The following is an 18,064-nucleotide window of genomic DNA, read 5'->3' on the forward strand; positions in this document are numbered from 1 at the left end:
CGAGAGGCGGAGCGCGCACGGAGAGTGAGCGAGGCAGCCGGTACGAGGTCCGGCGGGCGCGGCAGTGGACACAGAGCGTGGACGGCCCGGCTCACGCCGCGGCGGCGTGGGAGAACCAGCCGACGGTGCGCCGCAGGCCCTCGGTCCAGCCGACGCACGGCTGCCAGCCGAGGCGCTCGCGGGCCAGCCGGGTGTCGGGGCGGCGCCGGGCGGGGTCGTCGACGGGGCGGTCCACGAACCGGATGCGGGAGGCGGAGCCGGTGAGGCCGACGATCCGGCGGGCCAGCTCCAGGACGGTGATCTCGTCGGTCCCGCCGATGTTCACGGGGCCGGTCTCGTCGGACGCGGCGAGCGCGAGGACGCCGTCGACCGTGTCGTCGACGTAGCACAGGGAGCGGGTCTGGCTGCCGTCGCCGGCGACGGTCAGGGGCGCGCCGTCGAGGGCCTGCGCGATGAAGGTGGGCACGGCGCGGCCGTCGCCGGTGCGCATCCGGGGGCCGTAGGTGTTGAAGATGCGCACGATGGCGGTGTCGGTGCCGTGCACCCGGCGGTGGGCGGTGACCAGGGCCTCGGCGAAGCGCTTGGACTCGTCGTAGACACTGCGCGGGCCGACGGGGTTGACGTTGCCCCAGTAGTCCTCGTGCTGAGGGTGCTCCAGGGGGTCGCCGTACACCTCGGAGGTGGAGGCGAGGAGGAAGCGGGCCCCGTCGGCGCGGGCCCGCTCCAGCGCGTTGCGGGTGCCGGTGCTGCCGACGTCGAGGGTTTCGAGCGGCAGCCGGAGATAGTCGGCGGGTGAGGCCGGACAGGCGAAGTGCAGGACGAGGTCGAAGCGGCCGGGGAGGGCGGCGAGCGCGGCGGCGTCGGTGGCGTCGGCGCGCACGAAGCGGAAGCCGGGCCGCTGTTCGAGGCCGGTGACATTGGCCCGCGCACCGGTGGACAGGTTGTCCAGGCACACGACCTCGGTTCCGGCGCGGACCAGCCGCGCGCACAGGTGCGATCCGACGAACCCGGCCCCGCCGGTCACCAGGGCCCGGCGCCAGGGAAGTCCGCTCACGGCGCTCTCCTCGCTCTCGCCTCGCAGGGACGACGGCGCGAGTAACCGGTGACGACTCTCACATGCCTGTGAGCGCCCGCGCGAGAGCACACCAAGGGGACTATACATTGCGCGTATACACGCTATGTATAGTCCCGCCATGCCTTCTCTGACCAGGAAGATGCACAGAACGGGGGCCGCGTTCCGCGCCGTCGCGACGGTGGCGGCGGCGCTGGCCGCGACGGTGGCCCTGAGTGGCTGCACACGTGTGGCGGCGACCGCGCCGAGCGCCGCCCGGGCCACGGACGTCCAGGCCCGTTTCGGCGCGGTGGACTGCCGCGAGGCCAAGTGCATCGCACTCACATTCGACGCGGGGCCGAGTGAGCACTCGGCACGCCTGCTGGACATCCTCCAGGAGAAACACGTCCCGGCGACGTTCTTCCTGCTGGGCAGGCGCCACATCGAGAAGTACCCCGAGCTCGTCAGGCGCATGGCCGACGAGGGGCACGAGGTGGCGAGCCACACCTGGACCCACCGCAGGCTCACCGAGCTGCCGCCGGAGGAGATTCGCCAGGAACTCGCGCGCACCAACGAGGAGATAGAACGCCTCACCGGCCGCCGCCCCACCCTCATGCGCCCGCCGCAGGGCCGCACCGACGACACGGTGCACGAGATCAGCCGCGAACTGGGCCTCGCGGAGGTCCTGTGGAGCGTGACCGCGAAGGACTACCGGACCACCGACTCCGAGCTGATCACCCGCCGCGTCCTCGCCCAGTCCTCCCGCGACGGCATCATCCTGCTGCACGACCTCTACGACGGGACGGTCCCGGCGGTACCCGGCATCATCGACGCGCTGAAGCAGCGCGGATACGTGTTCGTGACGGTCCCTCAGCTCCTGGCCCCGGGGAAGGCGGAGCCGGGGAAGGTGTACCGGCCGTGAGCGGGACGGCCGCCGACTGAGCCGACCGGGTGACGGTGTCCGGGGCGGGCCGCGGGCCGGGGCGGATTCCATAGGATCCCCATGTGGCCGAATTCCAGCTCCAGCGCACCGTGCCGCTCCCCGTCGACGAGGCATGGCGCCGGCTCACCCGGTGGCACCGGCACGGCGAGGCGGTCCCCCTGACCCGGGTCACCGTCACCACTCCCCCGCCCACCGCCGAGGGCACACTGGTCGTCGCCCGCACGGGTCTCGGCCCGCTGGCCTTCGACGACCCGATGGAGGTGACGGTGTGGCAGCCGCCGCGGGACGACTCCCCCGGCCTGTGCCGCCTGGAGAAGCGCGGGCGGGTCGTCAGGGGCTGGGCCGAGATGGAGGTACGGCAGGGTCCGGGCGGCCGGGCGCGGGTGCTGTGGCGGGAGGAGATCCGCGTCCGCTTCCTGCCGGCCCCCGTCGACCGCGTGCTGGCCCGGGTCGGCCGTCATGTCTTCGGCCGGGAGGTGAACCGGCTGCTGAGAACGGCGGAATGACACACACCGGCGGCCGGTCCGGTGCCGTCACACCCTGTCGGTGAGCGCGGCACCGTGGCCGGCGCCGCGCAGCGCCTGCTCGCGCAGCGCGTACACCGCCCCCTCGACACAACCGCCGGAGACCGACCCGCCGGTTCAGCTCTTCGGCGATGTCCAGCATCTCTCGGTCCCCGCCACGACAGCGGGTGCGGCGGAGGGGGCGGTGCGGCCCGGTCAGTGGACGCCGAGCCAGCCCTCGATGGGGTTGAGGGCGAAGTAGATCAGGAAGATCACCGTCAGTCCCCACATGAAGGCACCGATCTCGCGCGCCTTGCCCTGGGCGATCTTGATGGCGACGTAGGAGATGACGCCCGCGGCCACGCCCGTGGTGATGGTGTAGGTGAACGGCATCAGGACGACCGTGAGGAAGACCGGGATCGCCGTGGCGCGGTCGGCCCAGTCCACGTGCCGGGCGTTCATCATCATCATGGCGCCGATCACCACCAGCGCCGCCGCGGCGACCTCGCCCGGCACGATCGCCGTGAGCGGGGTGAAGAACAGACAGGCGGCGAAGAAGAGTCCGGTGACGACGGAGGACAGGCCCGTACGGGCGCCCTCGCCGACGCCGGTCGCCGACTCGACGAAGACGGTCTGGCCGGAGGCGCCCGAGACGCCGCCGATCGCGCCGCCCGCGCCGTCGATGAACAGCGCCTTCGACAGACCCGGCATCCGGCCCTTGTCGTCGGCGAGCTTGGCCTCGGTGCCGACGCCGATGATCGTCGCCATGGCGTCGAAGAACCCGGCGAGCACGAGGGTGAAGACGATCATGCCGACGGTCATCGCGCCGACTTCGCCCCAGCCGCCGAACTCGACCTGTCCGAACACCGAGAAGTCGGGCATCGAGACGGCGCTGCCGTGCAGTTCGGGCGCACCGCTCGCCCACTGCTCGGGGTCGATGACCCCGAACGCGTTGAGCGCGACGGCGAGCACCGTGCCGCCGACGATGCCGATCAGGATGGCGCCGGGGACACCACGCGCCTGGAGCATGAAGATGGCGAGGAGGGTCACGGCGAACAGCAGCACCGGCCAGCCGGCGAGTTCACCGCCCGGGCCGAGCAGCACCGGGCCGCCGCCGGGTGCCGGGTTCTCGTGCACGAAGCCGGCCTTCACGAGGCCGATCAGGGCGATGAACAGTCCGATGCCCATCGTGATGCCGTGCTTGAGCGCGAGCGGTATCGCGTTCATGATCATCTCGCGCAGGCCGGTGACGACCAGCAGCATGATGACCACGCCGTACATCACGCACATGCCCATGGCCTGCGGCCAGGTCATCTCGGGCGCGACCTGGCCGGCGAGCACTCCGGAGACGGAGAGGCCGGCGGCGAGGGCGAGCGGCACCTTGCCGACGAAGCCCATCAGCAACGTCGTGAGGGCGGCGGCGAACGCGGTCGCCGTGATCAGTCCGGTCTGTCCGAGCGTGTTGCCCGCGGCGTCCTCACCGGACAGGATCAGGGGGTTGAGCAGGAGGATGTACGCCATCGCCATGAAGGTGGTGATGCCGCCGCGCACTTCACGTGCGACCGTCGATCCTCTGTGCGTGATGTGGAAGTACCGGTCGAGCCAGGACCGGCCGGCCGGGACGCGGGTTCCCGCGCCCGCGTCCTCGGCAGTGGTCCTGGGCTCCACTGACTGCTGGGTCATGCGCCATCTCCCAAGGTTCATAGGGGCACCCGGGCGCTGCGCTGGGCGAGAGCCGGGATTTGGGAGGTGCCAGACCCGGGGGACGGCCCGGTACTGCACCTTGTGTGTGGGGAACCGGCGCCTGGGTGACCGTGCGGTGTGCACGGTTGCCCGGCGTCGGGGTTGCCGTTGCGCCCACCCGTGCCGCCCTGGGGAGGCACGACTGCCCGCAACGGCAGCGGTGTTACGACGTTCCGTCTGTCTCAGCGAACGTCACACCGTGTCTGTGAGGTGTTCCGGGCGTACCGGGGTTCTGTTCAGCTCCAGGCCCGTCGCGTCGCGGATGGCTGCGAGGACCGCTGGAGTCGAGGACAGGGTGGGGGCCTCGCCGACGCCGCGCAGGCCGTAGGGCGCGTGGTCGTCGGCGAGTTCGAGCACGTCGACGGGGATGGTCGGCGTGTCGAGGATGGTGGGGATCAGGTAGTCCGTGAAGGAGGGGTTCCTGACCTTCGCGGTCTTCGGGTCGACGATGATCTCCTCCATGACCGCCACGCCCAGGCCCTGGGTGGTGCCACCCTGGATCTGGCCGAGGACGGACAGTGGGTTGAGCGCCTTGCCGACGTCCTGCGCGCAGGCCAGCTCGATCACCTTCACCAGGCCGAGCTCGGTGTCGACCTCGACGACGGCGCGGTGTGCGGCGAAGGAGTACTGGACGTGGCCGTGGCCCTGGCCGGTGCGCAGGTCGAAGGGCTCGGTCGGCCGGTGCCGCCACTCCTCCTCGACCTCGACGGCCTCGTCCTCCAGGACGTCCACCAGGTCGGCGAGCACCTCGCCGCCGTCGGTGACCACCTTGCCGCTCTCCAGGACGAGTTCGGCGGTGGCCCAGGCGGGGTGGTACGGGCCGAACTTGCGCCGGCCGAGTTCCAGCACCTTCTCGCGGACGAGTCCACAGGCGTTCCTGATCGCGCCGCCGGTGACGTACGTCTGGCGGGACGCGGAGGTCGAACCGGCCGAGCCCACCTTGGTGTCGGCGGGGTGGATGGTCACCTGGGTGACGCCCAGCTCGGTGCGGGCGATCTGCGCGTGGACGGTGACGCCGCCCTGGCCGACCTCCGCCATCGCGGTGTGCACGGTGGCGACGGGCTCGCCGCCCACGACCTCCATGCGCACGCGCGCCGTGGAGTAGTCGTCGAAGCCCTCGGAGAAGCCGACGTTCTTGATGCCGACCGCGTAGCCGACGCCTCGGACGACGCCCTCGCCGTGCGTGGTGTTGGACAGGCCGCCCGGCAGCTGGCGTACGTCGGCACCCTCGCTGGACTCCCACTGGCGCTCCGGCGGCATCGGCATCGCCTTGACGCGGCGCAGGAGTTCGGCGACCGGCGCCGGGGAGTCGACGGGCTGCCCGGTGGGCATGAGGGTGCCCTGTTCCATGGCGTTGAGCTGCCGGAACTCCACCGGGTCCATGCCCAGCTTCTTCGCCAGCTTGTCCATCTGCGCCTCGTAGGCGAAGCACGCCTGGACGGCGCCGAAGCCGCGCATCGCGCCGCAGGGCGGATTGTTGGTGTAGAGGGCGATCGCCTCGATGTCCACGTCGTCGATCACGTACGGGCCGACGGACAGGGAGGAGGCGTTGCCGACGACCGCCGGGGAGGCGGAGGCGTAGGCACCGCCGTCCAGGACGATCCGGCACTTCATGTGCGTGAGCTTGCCGTCCTTCGTCGCGCCGTGCTCGTAGTGGAGCTTGGCGGGGTGGCGGTGGACGTGGCCGAAGAAGGACTCGAAGCGGTTGTAGACGATCTTGACGGGCTTGCCCGTGCGCAGGGCGAGCAGACAGGCGTGGATCTGCATGGACAGGTCCTCGCGTCCGCCGAACGCGCCGCCGACACCGGCCAGGGTCATGCGCACCTTGTCCTCGGGCAGGCCGAGCACGGGCGCGATCTGGCGCAGGTCCGAGTGGAGCCACTGGGTGGCGATGTAGAGGTGGACGCCGCCGTCCTCCTCGGGCACGGCGAGGCCGGACTCGGGGCCGAGGAAGGCCTGGTCCTGCATACCGAAGGTGTAATCGCCCTCGACGATCACGTCGGCCCGCCTGCGCGCCTCCTCCACGTCGCCGCGGACGATCGGCTGGCGGTGCACGATGTTCGGGTGCGGGACGTGGGCGGCGTGGTGGTCGTCGCGGTTGTCGTGGACGAGGATCGCGCCGGGGGCGAGCGCGGTGGCCTCGTCGGTGACGACGGGCAGCTCGCGGTAGTCCACCTTGATCTTGGCGGCGGCGCGGCGCGCGGTCTCCGGGTGGTCCGCGGCGACGATCGCGACGGGCTCGCCGTGGTGGCGGACCTTGCCGTGGGCGAGGACCGGGGTGTCCTGGATCTCCAGGCCGTAGTTCCTCACCTCGGTCGGCAGGTCGTCGTAGGTCATGACGGCGTGGACACCGGGCGTCGCGAGGGCCTCGGAGGTGTCGATCGAGGCGATCTCGGCGTGGGCGACGGTGGAGCGCAGGATCTGGCCCCAGAGCATGTCCTCGTGCCACATGTCGGACGAGTAGGCGAACTCACCCGTGACCTTCAGGGTGCCGTCCGGGCGGAGCGTGGACTCGCCGATGCCGCCCCTGGTCTGCGAACCCTGCGTGAGCTTCGTGGGTGCACCGTTGGCCGGCATGGTCAGACCCCCTCGGACTGGCGGGCGGCCGCCAGGCGGACCGCGTCCATGATCTTCTCGTAGCCCGTGCAGCGGCACAGGTTGCCCGACAGCGCCTCGCGGATGTCCTCGTCGGTCGGGTTCGGGGTGCGCTCCAGCATCTCGTCGGCGGCGACGAGCAGGCCCGGCGTGCAGAAGCCGCACTGGACGGCGCCGGCGTCGATGAACGCCTGCTGCACCGGGGAGAGTGCGGTGCCCTCGCCCGTCTGCGAGTCGGTCCCCTCGGCCTGCCAGGTCCTCGCCTCCTCGAGCGGGGTCCCGCGGGCGCCGGTCGCGCAGCCGCCCTCGGCGCGCTGCCTCGCGTACTGGGCCAGCCCCTCGACGGTCACGACCTCGCGGCCCTCGACCTGACCCGCGGCGACCAGACAGGAACACACCGGCACGCCGTCCAGGCGGACCGTGCAGGAACCGCACTCGCCCTGCTCGCAGGCGTTCTTGGAGCCGGGCAGCCCGAGCCGCTCGCGCAGCACGTACAGCAGGGACTCGCCCTCCCAGACGTCGTCGGCTTCCTGCGGGCGTCCGTTGACGGTGAAGTGGACACGCATCACGCAGCGCCCCCCTTCCGATGAGCGGTGCGGCGGGCGTCGCGGTACGACTCCCAGGTCCAGGTCAGCGTGCGGCGGGCCATGACGCCGACCGCGTGGCGGCGGTAGCGCGCGGTGCCCCGGACGTCGTCGATCGGGTTGCAGGCGGCGGCGCACAGGTCCGCGAACCGCTGGGCGACCGACGGGGTGATGATCTTTCCGTTGTCCCAGAAGCCGCCCTCCTCCAGGGCAGCGTTCAGGAACTCCTCGGCGGCCTCGGCCCGGACGGGCGTCGGGGCGGCCGAGCCGATGCCGGTGCGCACCGTACGGGTATCGGGGTGCAGCGCGAGACCGAAGGCGCACACCGCGATGACCATGGCGTTGCGGGTGCCGACCTTGGAGAACTGCTGCGGGCCGTCGGCCTTCTTGATGTGCACGGCGCGGATCAGCTCGTCGGGCGCCAGCGCGTTGCGCTTCACGCCGGTGTAGAAGTCGTCGATCGGGATGCGGCGGGAACCGCGCACCGACTCGGCCTCCACCTCGGCACCGGCGGCGAGCAGCGCCGGGTGCGCGTCACCGGCCGGGGAGGCGGTGCCGAGATTGCCGCCGACTCCGCCGCGGTTGCGGATCTGCGGGGAGGCGACCGTGTGGGAGGCCAGGGCGAGTCCCGGCAGCTCGGAGCGCAGGTGGTCCATGATCTTCGAGTACGGCACGGAGGCGCCGAGCCGCACGCTGTCCTCGCCGGTCTCCCACTCGAAGAGGTCCCCGATACGGTTCAGGTCCATCAGGTACTCGGGCCGGCGGTGGTCGAAGTTGATCTCGACCATCACATCGGTGCCCCCCGCGATCGGCACGGCGGTGGGATGCTCGGCCTTCACGGCGAGCGCCTCTTCCCAGCTGGTGGGGCGCAGGAAGTCCATGACCGGCTCCCTTCGTCGTCTCGTGCGGTTCGCGGTTCGTGCAGATCGAGCCAATCCATGTCCGGTGGGGCCGGCTCGTTCATGTGCTGTTCACTCGGATCGGACTCAGTACACCGCCCTGTGCTCCGCAGGGGTCAGTCACGGAAACCATGAAGGAGTTGGCTGGCCAACCAGGGCATCTTGTAGATTCGTATGAACGGAGGTCGTCTGTAGCCTCCTGACCTTCCTCCGGAAACAGAGGACACAGTCCAGGAGACGGCCGACATCGCTGCTCAGCCACCCGACGGGCCCTCGCCGAAGATCCGCGGAAGATCGACTTCACGCTTCATCGTAGATATCGAGACAAAGAACGGCGGCGACGAGAATGCGGCTGCGCGCACTGCTGGACACCGATGCGCTGGGCCTGAAGCTGCTCGGCGGCGAGGACGAGCTGGACCGCACCGTGCGCGGTGTGATGACCACCGACCTCAGGGACCCCAGCCGTTATCTGTCGGGCGGGGAACTCGTGCTGACGGGCCTCGCCTGGCGCCGTGACGCCGCGGACTCCGAGCCGTTCGTACGGATCCTGGTGCAGGCCGGAGTGGTGGCCCTCGCGGCGGGTGAGGCGGAGCTGGGCGACGTCCCGGACGATCTGGTGGTGGCGTGCGCGCGGCACCGTCTGCCGCTGTTCGCGGTGCACGAGTCGGTGGCGTTCGCGACCATCACCGAGCACGTGGTGCGGCAGGTGTCGGGTGAGCGGGCCGGGGATCTGGCGGCCGTGGTGGACCGGCACCGGCGGATGATGACCTCCGGACCCGCGGGCGGCGGCCCCGATGTGGTGCTCGACCTGCTCGGCTCCGACCTGGACCTGCGGGCCTGGGTGCTGTCGCCGACCGGCCGGCTGATCGCCGGGCCGAAGGAGGCGGGGCCTGCGCTGCCCGCCGAGGTGTGCGCACGGCTCGCGACGGAGCAGCTGGCCGCCGCCCGCACCGGGCGGCGCGGACCGCACCGGGTGACGCTGGGGCAGACGACCTACAGCCTGTTCCCGGTGCGCAGCACCGGACGCGCCCCGCAGCCGGCCCGGGACGTGCGCGAGACGGTGCTGTCGGACTGGCTGCTGGCGGTCGAGGCGGACGCCGGGGAGTGGGCCGAGGAGCGGCTCGACCTGCTGCACGGGGTCACCCAGCTGATCGCGGTGGAGCGCGACCGCCGGGACGCGGCGCGCACGGTGCGGCGGCGGCTCGCGCAGGAGGTGCTGGAGCTGGTGCAGGCGGGCGCGGCACCGGCCGAGATCGCGGCACGGCTGCGGGTGGCCGCGCCGGTGCTGCTGCCCGGGCTCGGGGCGGCGCCGCACTGGCAGGTGGTCGTCGCCCGCGTGGAGTGGGACGGCGCGGAGCTGGAGGGCGGGCCGGTGGCGCAGGCGCTGCTGGAGGAGATCCTGGTCGACCCGGCGTCGACCGGGCCCGAGCCGTCCGACCGGATCGCGGTCGCGCACACCGGCGAGGAGGCGATCGCGCTGGTCCCGCTGCCCGCGGTGACGAGCGAGCACGACGGCTCGGAGCAGGGTGTGCCGGCCGACGTCCTGCTGGAGTCCGTACGGGACCCGCTGTCGGCCGGTCTCGACGGCGACGGCCGGCTCACCCTCGGCGTCAGCGCGGCCGTGCACTCGGCCGAGGGGCTGCGCGGCGCGCTGGAGGAGGCACGGCACGCCCGCCGGGTCGCGGGAGCGCGGCCGGGCCGGGTCTGCGCGGCGGGCCACCAGGAGCTGGCCTCGCACGTGCTGCTGCTCCCCTTCGTCCCGGACGACGTGCGCAGGGCCTTCACCGCCCGGCTGCTGGACCCCCTGCGGGACTACGACCGCCGTCACCGCGCCGAACTGATCCCCACGCTGGAGGCGTTCCTCGACTGCGACGGCTCCTGGACGCGCTGCGCGTCGCGCCTTCATCTGCACGTCAACACGCTGCGGTACCGGGTGGGCAGGATCGAGCAGTTGACGGGCCGGGATCTGTCCCGGCTGGAGGACAAGCTGGACTTCTTCCTGGCGTTGCGGATGAGCTGAGGGGCGGGACGGAAGGGGCCGGGCGGACCGAGGGGCGCGTGCGGGCGGGCGCGCCCCTCGGTCCGCTTCCGCGTTCCGGCTTCGCGCCCCACGACTTTGTGAAATCCTTCACCCACCCTCTTGGCCCGGCCCCGTTGTTCGTGCTGAGATGCGGCCACCACTCAACAGCTCGATGGCGTGCTCGGGGAGGGCAACGTGGCGCATACCGCCATGTCTGGTAACGGAACGACCGCCGGTGACGATCCCCTCCAGACCGCGGTATGGCGGCTGCGCTCCCGCGGCTGCTGGGCCGACGCGGCCGCCCTGCTCACCCCCGCCACCGCGACGGCCGCCCTGCAGCGGGCGTCGCTGCTGGTGGAGCGGTGCCTGTACACCGAGGCGGGCTGGGAGGAGGCGGAGGACGCGCTGCGGACGGCGGAGGCGCTGGCCCACAGCGACGACGAGCGGGGGGCAGCCGCTTGTGAACGCGGGTACTTGGCGTACGCCGCGACACTGTTCCAGGTCCGCGACCGGGCGGACGAGGCGCGGGCGGCGCTGGGCAGGGCGGCGGCGCTGATCGCGCCGGGGGCGCCGGGGCGGGCGCTGCTGGACTTCCGGCGCGGGCTGATCGCCGAGAACCTGACGCGGTCGCCGCAGGCCGCGCGGGCGGCGTATCGCCGGGCGCATGCGGGGGCGACGGCGCACGCGGATCCGCTGCTGCTGTCGGCGACGTGGCGGCATCTTGCGGGACTGGCGCTGCGGGAGGGGGAGTTGGCGGAGGCGCGGCACGGCTTCGCCGAATCGCTGCGGATCCGGGAGGAGTTGGGGTTCCTGGTGGGGACGGCGCCCGCGTTGGTGTCGCTGGCCGAGACGGAGACGGAACCGGAGGCGTCCCGCCTGCGGGAGGAGGCGCGCCGGTTGTTCCGTCTCCTGGGTGGCGTGCCGACGTGGCTGTCCCGCCATCTGACACCGCCGGCGGCGGGGGCGGCGACGGCGTAGATGCGGCTACTGGAGGGGGCGGTTCTGTCGCAGGCCGACTGCGGGTAGTCCGTGGCTGGTCGCGCGGTTCACTGCGCCCCTCTAGGTGCGTCGTAGCTGCGGGCAGACGTGCCGCGCCGATCAGCGGGCGCCCGTGAAGTGTTCCTCGACCAACGCCCGTACGACCTCTTCGTCCCCGGCGATCAATGCGTCCAGCAGCGCCGTGTGTTCATGGGCGTCGGCGATCAGGTCCGCGCGGGCCCGGCCCACCGGCGTCGCGCCGACCAGCGGCCACTGCGCCCGCCGGTGCAGATCCTCGGCGATGCGGACCAACTGGTCGTTGCCGGCGAGCGACAGCACCGCGCGGTGGAACGCGCGGTCGGACTCCGCGTACGTCGCGCGGCATCCGGAGGACGCCGCCCGCACCGTCGCCTCGGCCAGGGGGCGGAGTTCCGCCCACCGCTCGGCCGGCACCGTCCGGGCGAGCCGAAGCATCACCGGGACCTCGATCAGCGCCCGGACCTCCGCCAGCTCGGCCAGCTCCCGCCGGTCCCGCTCCACGACCCGGAATCCCCGGTTCGGCACCACTTCGACCGCGCCTTCGAGGGTGAGCTGCTGCATGGCCTCCCGTACGGGCGTCGCGGACACCCCGAACCGCTCGGCGAGCACCGGCGCGGAGTACACCTCACCGGGCCGCAGTTCGCCGCTCACCAGCGCGGTGCGCAGCGCGGCGAGGACCTGCCCGCGCACCGAGGCCCGCTGCACGACCGGCCGCGCCGGCCGCACCGGGGCCGGTTCGCTGTGCGTGTGCTCGCCGCGTACCGCCGTGTCGTGGGCGGGTCCGGCGGTCTCCGCCTCGTCCGCCCGGCGTTCCCGCTGCCGCTGCCGGTAGCCCCGGTCCACGTCCTCCCGCCCGGGCTGGGCGGGCACCCGGACGCCGCCGCGTATGCCGGGCTCGGCGGAGCCCTGGGCGCCCTGCTTCACGGGTCCTCCTGACGGCGTACGGACGTATCGGTACTTGGGGTCATTACGGCGGGTTGCTACTCGTCCGTCAAGCACCATAAGCGCAGCGGCCCTCCGGTTCACATCCCACCGACATTCGGTAAGGTGAGCCTTACCTTGTCCGGCTCGTGCAACGACTCGGTCCCACGACACGTGAATGGGTGGTCCCATGCCTGTGCCCGGTTCGGCCGTCGCGGACGCCTACGACCGCCTGACCACGGCCTTCCCGGCACTCGCCGTCACGGAGCTCGGCGCCGGCGAGGAGGCGCCGACGGGCGGCGGCTGGGTCGCGGCGTCCGCGCTCGCCGAGGGCGGCGCCGGCCTGGAGGCCTTCCTGACCTGGGACGACGGCCAGGTCCAGCGTGACTACGGCATGCGGGCCCGCCCGGACGTGGTGGCCAGCTTCGGCCTGCACCGTTACGCCTGGCCCGCCTGTCTGCTGATCACGGTGCCGTGGTTCCTGCACCGCCGCGTCCCGCGCTACCCCGTGACACACGTCTCGTTCGACCGCACGGCGCCTGGCCTCGCCGTCGGCCGCATGGCGGTGCGCCCGGCCGGTTTCGCCTGTCTGCCCGGGGACCCGGCCGCGGACCTGCCCGGCGCCCGGGTCGTCCCGGACGAGGACGCGCTGCGCGCGGAGGTACGGGCGGCGGTCTCCGAGCATCTCGAACCCGTCCTGGCCGGTTTCGGCCCCCGCATGCGGCGGCGCGGCCGGGCCCTGTGGGGCATGGCGACCGACGAGGTCGTGGAGAGCCTGTGGTACGTCGGCCGGCTGCTCGGCGAGGAGGAGCGGGCGATGCGCGAGCTGGAGCTGCTGCTGCCGGGCACGACCAAGCCGTACGTGGGCGCCGCGGCGTTCCGCCGGTCCGCCGGCTCCGCCGGTGAGCCCGCGCACACCCGGGACCGGGTCAGCTGCTGCATGTTCTACACGCTGCGCCCGGACGACATCTGCGCCACCTGCCCGCGCACCTGCGCGACCCAGCGGGCCGGCAGGGCGATGGCCGAGGCCGGCTGACGCACCGCCGGCCGCCCGCACCACCGGCATCACCCGTCTCCCGAACCACCCGCAAGGTCACACTTATTCGAACTCAACTACCGCCATTCAAGCGGCAGTTCGAGCGTAACGGCATCTGGAGCGGTCCCTTGCGCCTCCTTGGCGGCCTGTTGCCCCGAAACCCCCTGAGGGCCGAAGGGATTGGGCCACTATGGCGGGCGTTACGCCCTATCCCAATGCAAGGGACCCCTAGATGAGACTGACCGACATATCGCTGAACTGGCTGCTTCCGGGCGCCGTGCTGCTCCTGGGCATGCTGGCGGCGGTGGCGGTGCTCGCGCGCGGCAAGCGCTCCTCGGTCAAGGACACGAGCGCGGACGACTCGTGGGAGCGCAGCGAGGAGCGCCGCAGGCGCAAGGAGGCCATCTACGGCACCGTCTCCTACGTCCTGCTGTTCTGCTGTGCGGCGGTGGCCGCGGCGCTCTCCTTCCACGGCCTGGTCGGCTTCGGTGAGCAGAACCTCGGCCTGTCCGGCGGCTGGCAGTACCTCGTCCCCTTCGGCCTGGACGGCGCGGCGATGTTCTGCTCGGTGCTCGCCGTGCGCGAGGCCAGCCACGGTGACGCGGCGCTCGGCTCGCGGATACTCGTGTGGACGTTCGCTTTCGCGGCGGCCTGGTTCAACTGGGTGCACGCTCCCCGGGGCGTCGGGCACGCGGGCGCCCCGCACTTCTTCGCGGGCATGTCCCTGTCGGCGGCGGTGCTGTTCGACCGCGCGCTGAAGCAGACCCGCCGGGCCGCCCTGCGCGAACAGGGCCTGGTGCCGCGCCCGTTGCCGCAGATCCGGATCGTGCGCTGGCTGAGGGCGCCCCGGGAGACCTACCGGGCCTGGTCGCTGATGCTGCTGGAGGGTGTACGCAGCCTCGACGAGGCGGTCGAGGAGGTCCGCGAGGACCAGCGGCAGAAGGACCAGGAACGCCGCCGCCGGCGCGAGCAGGAGCGGGTGGAGCGGGCCCAGTTGAAGGCCATCAGCCGCGGTCACCGGGGTTTCGTGGGCCGCGGCGGCGGACGTCAGCTGGAGGCCGCGACGACGGTGGAGCGCGAGTCGGTGGTCTCCGCGGAGCCTGCCATATCGGCGCCGGAGCCCCTGCCCATGCGCACGCGACCCTCCCTCCAGCCGGTGCGCGGATCCACTGATCCGGTGACCGTGGACCTCACCGCCGAGGACGACACTCAGGCCCTGCCGCGGCTGGACTCCCTCGAGCGCAAGCTCAAGGACCTGGAGCAGCAGTTCGGCTGAGGGCTCTCGCCCTCACGCGGCGTCCGCGCCGAGTTCGAACCAGACGGCCTTGCCCACGGCGTGCGGCCGTACCCCCCACTGATCGGCGAGGGACTCCACCAGAACGAGGCCCCGGCCGTGCGTACCGTCGTCGGCGTCCGGTACGCGCGGCCGGGGCTCGCGGGCCACGAAGTCCCGTACCTCCACCCGCAGTCCCCGTGGTCCGACCGTCGCCGTCAGGACCGCCTCGCGGTCGGTGTGCACCAGCGCGTTGGTGACCAGCTCGCTGGTGAGCAGTTCCGCTATCTCGGACCGGCCGGGCCTGCCCCAGTGCCGCAGCAGCTCGCGCAGCGCCCGGCGGGACTCCGGTACCGCCCGCAGATCCGCCCGCCCCAGTCTGCGCCTGAGCTGCGCCGCGGGGCCCCGCTGCGCTCCCCCGTCGGCCGTCTCCTCCACCGTCTTCACCGAGGGTCCGCCCGTGCCCGGACGGCCTCCTCGTACCTGCCTCGTCATGACCCCCGCCCGTGTGCCGCTCGACGTCCCCCGGTGTCTCGAACACGTTCACGGGAATCCTTGCCCCGTCGGCACGGCGGCAGTCATGTTCGAGCGTGGACGACCGGTTGTTGGCCGAAGTGCGACGGCCACGGACCTGCGCGGGGCCGTCCTCCCGACCCCCGTGGCGAGAGGACGGCCCCGGCTTTTCGTGGTGGTCGTGGGGGCGTGCGGTCAGTAGAGCTTGGCGACGGCCTTCGTCGTCGTCTTCTTGAAGGCGGCCACCGGGGCGTCGCCGAAGTCGCCCATCTGTCCCCAGTCGACGACGGTGACGGTCCTGCCGTCCCGCCCGACGGACAGCAGATGGATGTCCGTGGCGCCGTAGGAGGTCTCCGTGTGCAGTCCGTGCACCTTGGCGCCCTCCTCGACCGGCAGCGCGCCGTAGTACCGGCCCTCGGCCTCGACGTCCGGGTAGGACTGCTCGATGCGGTCCGCGCAGGTGCGGATCTTCTTGTTCAGCAGGGCGGCCAGCGCCTTGCCCTTGGCGGCGGATCCGGTGACGACGGTGACCTGCACGGCGCCGGTGTCGAGGTCGGTGTGGAACTTCCGGTGCCGGTAGTCGTAGGCGGGCACTCCCTCGCCCAGGCAGTAGGCGAGCTCGGCGGGGAAGCCGTCGGTGACGGGGCCCGCGGTCCAGGTGGACGACGGGTGCGGCGGCAGCTGGGACGCCGAGAGGAACCTCGGGGCGGCGGTCTTCGCCGCCGCGGCTCCGGCCGGCGCGGTGAGTGCCGTGCCGGCGGCGAGGGCGGCGACGGTGAGGGCGGCGAGTGCGCCGGCTCGGGTGCGGATGGGCATGGGTGTCCCCCGTGTGGAGTGCGTGGTGTGCGTGGATCGACCGGAACCACCGCGGCGCGAGATGCGGAAACCGTAGGGTCTGCCGTGATACGTACGCCGAGGTCACCGCGACGGCCGGGATGGTCCGTCCGGCGGCCGCCGGGGCGGTACCAAGAGCATCGGCGGTCACGGCGGGCCGGCGCAAGCGCCGTCGGCGGTTCGGCGGGCATGGAACCATCCCAGCCCGTCTGACGTGCAGGTATATGGGGTGCCTGGGATGCCGTCCCGGGCTCGGGACGACTCGGGAAAGGGGGCTGGGTGACGGTGTCGGCACAGGGCGGCGGCCAGGACGAGGTGGCCGGGTTCGCGGCGCTGCTGCGGGAGCTGAAGGAACGGACGGACCGCAGCTACGGCTCGCTGGCCCGCCGCCTCGGGATGAACACCTCGACCCTGCACCGCTATTGCGCCGGCGAGGCGGTGCCCCTCGACTTCGCCCCCGCCGAACGCTTCGCGGCTCTCTGCGGCGCCACCGCCGAGGAACGCCTCGAACTCCACCGCCGCTGGCTCCTGGCCACAGCGGCCCGCCAGCGCCCGCGCGGCGGGAAGCCGTCGGAGAGCACGGCCGCGCCTGCCGGCCGGCAGCGGCCCACCGCGGTTTCCCCGGACACCACCGACGCGATGACGAACGTCCTCGCGGGCGACGGGCAGAGCCCCGACGCGTCGGCGAACGCACGGGTGGAGCCGGTCACCGAGCCGGACGGACCGGAAGCGAAGGACGAACCGGCGGCAGGACCGGCCGCCTCAGCCACGCAACCGGACGAGCGGCTCCCCGGCCCCGCCCCAGCTCCCGGGCCCGACGGTGCGACCCGGACGGCCCCCGCGCCGGACGGCCGCCCGGCCCCGGCGGGACACACACCCGGCGGCAGCGGCCCCGCCTCCCCGCCCGACGGCACCGGCCGCCCTCCGGGCGAGGTGGGCCACTCACGCCCCCTGACCGGCCCGGCCCCCGACGACCACTCCCCGGCGGACGAGCACGGGCCGACAGACGCCCCCGGCCGTCCCACCCGCGGCGCCGGCCCCGGGGAGCCCCGCGGGTCCGAGGAGCCCGGGGAGCCCCGGAATTCCGTCGTGGGCGGTGGGGCCGTGCTGGACGGTGTTGTGCGGGGGCCCGTGGACGCCTCGGGGCGGCGGCTGGGGGCCATGGGGACGGGGGCGGCCGGGCGGCGTTGGTACCGGCGTAAGCGGGTCGTGCTCGCTGTCGGCTGTGTCGTGCTCGGGGTGGTGGGGAGTCTGTCCGCGCTGCCGGACGGCGGGCGGCAGCGGCCCGCGGCCGACGGTGTGCGGGTCACCGCGGATCCGACGGCGAGCGTGTCCGGGGGCACCGGACGGCGTGGGGAGCCCTCGTCGCCCTCCCCGTCCGCTTCCGGCTCGCCCCGGCCGCACGGCAGGGACGGTTCCCGCGGTCCGGCCGGACCGCGGGCAGAACCCTCCGCCCCTGGAACCAGGCCCGGGACCGGCACCGCGCCGAGCGGACCCGGCGCCCGTCCCGCCGGGACACCTCTCGCCTGGACCGTCGACTCCCAGGTGTGGGAGGGCGGCTGCGGGCACGACTACGTCGTCGGCAAGCCGCCGGCGCAGGTGCCGCCGCCGCCCGCTCCGCAGGACGCCGGTACCTGGGCGGCGACGCAGGGGGCCGTGCACGGGCGGGAGACGCTGGTGGAGGTGTCCGTTCAGGGGAGGTCCGAGGCGGCGGTGGTGCTGACCGCGCTGCGGGTCCGGGTCGCCGGGCGGGCCGAGCCCGCTGCCGGGACCGCGTACGCCATGGACCAGGGGTGCGGTGGTTCCCTCACGCCGCGGTACTTCGACGTGGACCTCGACAAGGACCGGCCGATCGCCCGCGCGGTCGCCGGGAACGACGCGGGGACGCCGATCCCGGCCGTGCGCCTGCCCTACCGGGTCTCCGCGAAGGACCCGGAGGTCCTGCTGGTGACCGCCCGCACCGGCACCTGCGACTGCCGCTGGTACCTGGAGCTGGACTGGTCCTCCCAGGGCCGCACCGGCACCGTCCGGATCGACGACCACGGCCGCCCGTTCCGCACCACGGCCATCGAGGGCCTGCCGCACTACGAGTACGACACCCTGAACCGCCGTTGGCGGATCCGCTCCTGAAC

General features: G+C 73.0%; 15 protein-coding genes. 7 read left to right on the plus strand and 8 right to left on the minus strand.

Features of this window, described 5'->3' with window-relative positions; translation table 11 throughout:
• Positions 1 to 91: 91 nt before the first annotated feature.
• Positions 92 to 1,054, minus strand: coding sequence for an NAD-dependent epimerase/dehydratase family protein (locus AB0412_RS08700; protein ID WP_366401783.1), 963 nt, complete (start codon positions 1,052 to 1,054; stop codon positions 92 to 94).
• Between the two features lie 139 nt (positions 1,055 to 1,193).
• Here AB0412_RS08700 and AB0412_RS08705 point away from each other — a divergent pair, with 139 nt between their 5' ends.
• Together AB0412_RS08705 and AB0412_RS08710 are read left to right on the plus strand one after the other, a co-directional pair.
• A complete protein-coding gene (locus AB0412_RS08705) occupies positions 1,194 to 1,973 on the plus strand; it encodes a polysaccharide deacetylase family protein (protein WP_366401784.1) in 780 nt (259 codons plus the stop codon).
• Positions 1,974 to 2,056: 83 nt separating this feature from the next.
• On the plus strand, positions 2,057 to 2,500 hold the full coding sequence (locus tag AB0412_RS08710; RefSeq protein ID WP_366401785.1) for an SRPBCC family protein: 444 nt from the start codon (positions 2,057 to 2,059) through the stop codon (positions 2,498 to 2,500).
• Positions 2,501 to 2,713: 213 nt separating this feature from the next.
• On the opposite strand, the gene AB0412_RS08715 is transcribed toward AB0412_RS08710, so the two are convergent.
• The 4 genes from AB0412_RS08715 to AB0412_RS08730 all read right to left on the minus strand — a co-directional run bounded on the left by AB0412_RS08715 (position 2,714) and on the right by AB0412_RS08730 (position 8,300).
• The gene (locus tag AB0412_RS08715; protein WP_366401786.1) at positions 2,714 to 4,180 is read right to left on the minus strand and encodes an NCS2 family permease; all 1,467 of its coding nucleotides are present in this window, start codon (positions 4,178 to 4,180) and stop codon (positions 2,714 to 2,716) included.
• 252 nt (positions 4,181 to 4,432) lie between these two features.
• Positions 4,433 to 6,817: a molybdopterin cofactor-binding domain-containing protein gene (locus tag AB0412_RS08720; protein ID WP_366401787.1), complete on the minus strand. Its 2,385-nt coding sequence runs from the start codon at positions 6,815 to 6,817 to the stop codon at positions 4,433 to 4,435.
• Between the two features lie 2 nt (positions 6,818 to 6,819).
• Positions 6,820 to 7,401 carry a (2Fe-2S)-binding protein gene (locus AB0412_RS08725; RefSeq protein ID WP_366401788.1) on the minus strand — a complete coding sequence of 194 codons (582 nt, stop codon included), beginning with the start codon at positions 7,399 to 7,401 and terminating at the stop codon, positions 6,820 to 6,822.
• Positions 7,401 to 8,300 (minus strand): xanthine dehydrogenase family protein subunit M, encoded by a 900-nt coding sequence (locus tag AB0412_RS08730; protein ID WP_366401789.1) that lies wholly within the window; start codon positions 8,298 to 8,300, stop codon positions 7,401 to 7,403. Before AB0412_RS08730 ends, AB0412_RS08725 begins: the two co-directional genes overlap by 1 nt.
• Positions 8,301 to 8,664: 364 nt before the next feature.
• Between AB0412_RS08730 and AB0412_RS08735 the strand changes: the two genes are divergently transcribed.
• Positions 8,665 to 10,338: a PucR family transcriptional regulator ligand-binding domain-containing protein gene (locus AB0412_RS08735; protein ID WP_366401790.1), complete on the plus strand. Its 1,674-nt coding sequence runs from the start codon at positions 8,665 to 8,667 to the stop codon at positions 10,336 to 10,338.
• Positions 10,339 to 10,548: 210 nt separating this feature from the next.
• On the plus strand, positions 10,549 to 11,316 hold the full coding sequence (locus AB0412_RS08740; RefSeq protein WP_366401791.1) for a hypothetical protein: 768 nt from the start codon (positions 10,549 to 10,551) through the stop codon (positions 11,314 to 11,316).
• Between the two features lie 120 nt (positions 11,317 to 11,436).
• On the opposite strand, the gene AB0412_RS08745 is transcribed toward AB0412_RS08740, so the two are convergent.
• On the minus strand, positions 11,437 to 12,279 hold the full coding sequence (locus AB0412_RS08745; protein WP_366401792.1) for a GntR family transcriptional regulator: 843 nt from the start codon (positions 12,277 to 12,279) through the stop codon (positions 11,437 to 11,439).
• Positions 12,280 to 12,466: 187 nt separating this feature from the next.
• Between AB0412_RS08745 and AB0412_RS08750 the strand changes: the two genes are divergently transcribed.
• Together AB0412_RS08750 and AB0412_RS08755 are read left to right on the plus strand one after the other, a co-directional pair.
• Entirely contained in the window at positions 12,467 to 13,312 is an 846-nt protein-coding gene (locus AB0412_RS08750; protein WP_366401793.1) for a (2Fe-2S)-binding protein, read from the plus strand.
• A gap of 232 nt (positions 13,313 to 13,544) precedes the next feature.
• Complete coding sequence (locus AB0412_RS08755) at positions 13,545 to 14,588, plus strand: DUF2637 domain-containing protein (protein ID WP_366401794.1); 1,044 nt, start codon at positions 13,545 to 13,547, stop codon at positions 14,586 to 14,588.
• A 12-nt stretch (positions 14,589 to 14,600) separates the two neighbouring features.
• Here AB0412_RS08755 and AB0412_RS08760 read toward each other — a convergent pair whose 3' ends face one another.
• Positions 14,601 to 15,080, minus strand: a complete 480-nt coding sequence (locus AB0412_RS08760; protein ID WP_366401795.1) for an ATP-binding protein — start codon at positions 15,078 to 15,080, stop codon at positions 14,601 to 14,603.
• A 213-nt stretch (positions 15,081 to 15,293) separates the two neighbouring features.
• Entirely contained in the window at positions 15,294 to 15,914 is a 621-nt protein-coding gene (locus AB0412_RS08765) for a hypothetical protein (RefSeq protein WP_366401796.1), read from the minus strand.
• A gap of 297 nt (positions 15,915 to 16,211) precedes the next feature.
• Between AB0412_RS08765 and AB0412_RS08770 the strand changes: the two genes are divergently transcribed.
• Positions 16,212 to 18,062 carry a helix-turn-helix domain-containing protein gene (locus AB0412_RS08770; protein ID WP_366401797.1) on the plus strand — a complete coding sequence of 617 codons (1,851 nt, stop codon included), beginning with the start codon at positions 16,212 to 16,214 and terminating at the stop codon, positions 18,060 to 18,062.
• Positions 18,063 to 18,064 lie beyond the last annotated feature (2 nt).

Origin of the sequence: Streptomyces sp. NPDC052012 (assembly GCF_040689265.1) — a bacterium.
Classification (GTDB): Bacteria; Actinomycetota; Actinomycetes; order Streptomycetales; family Streptomycetaceae; genus Streptomyces.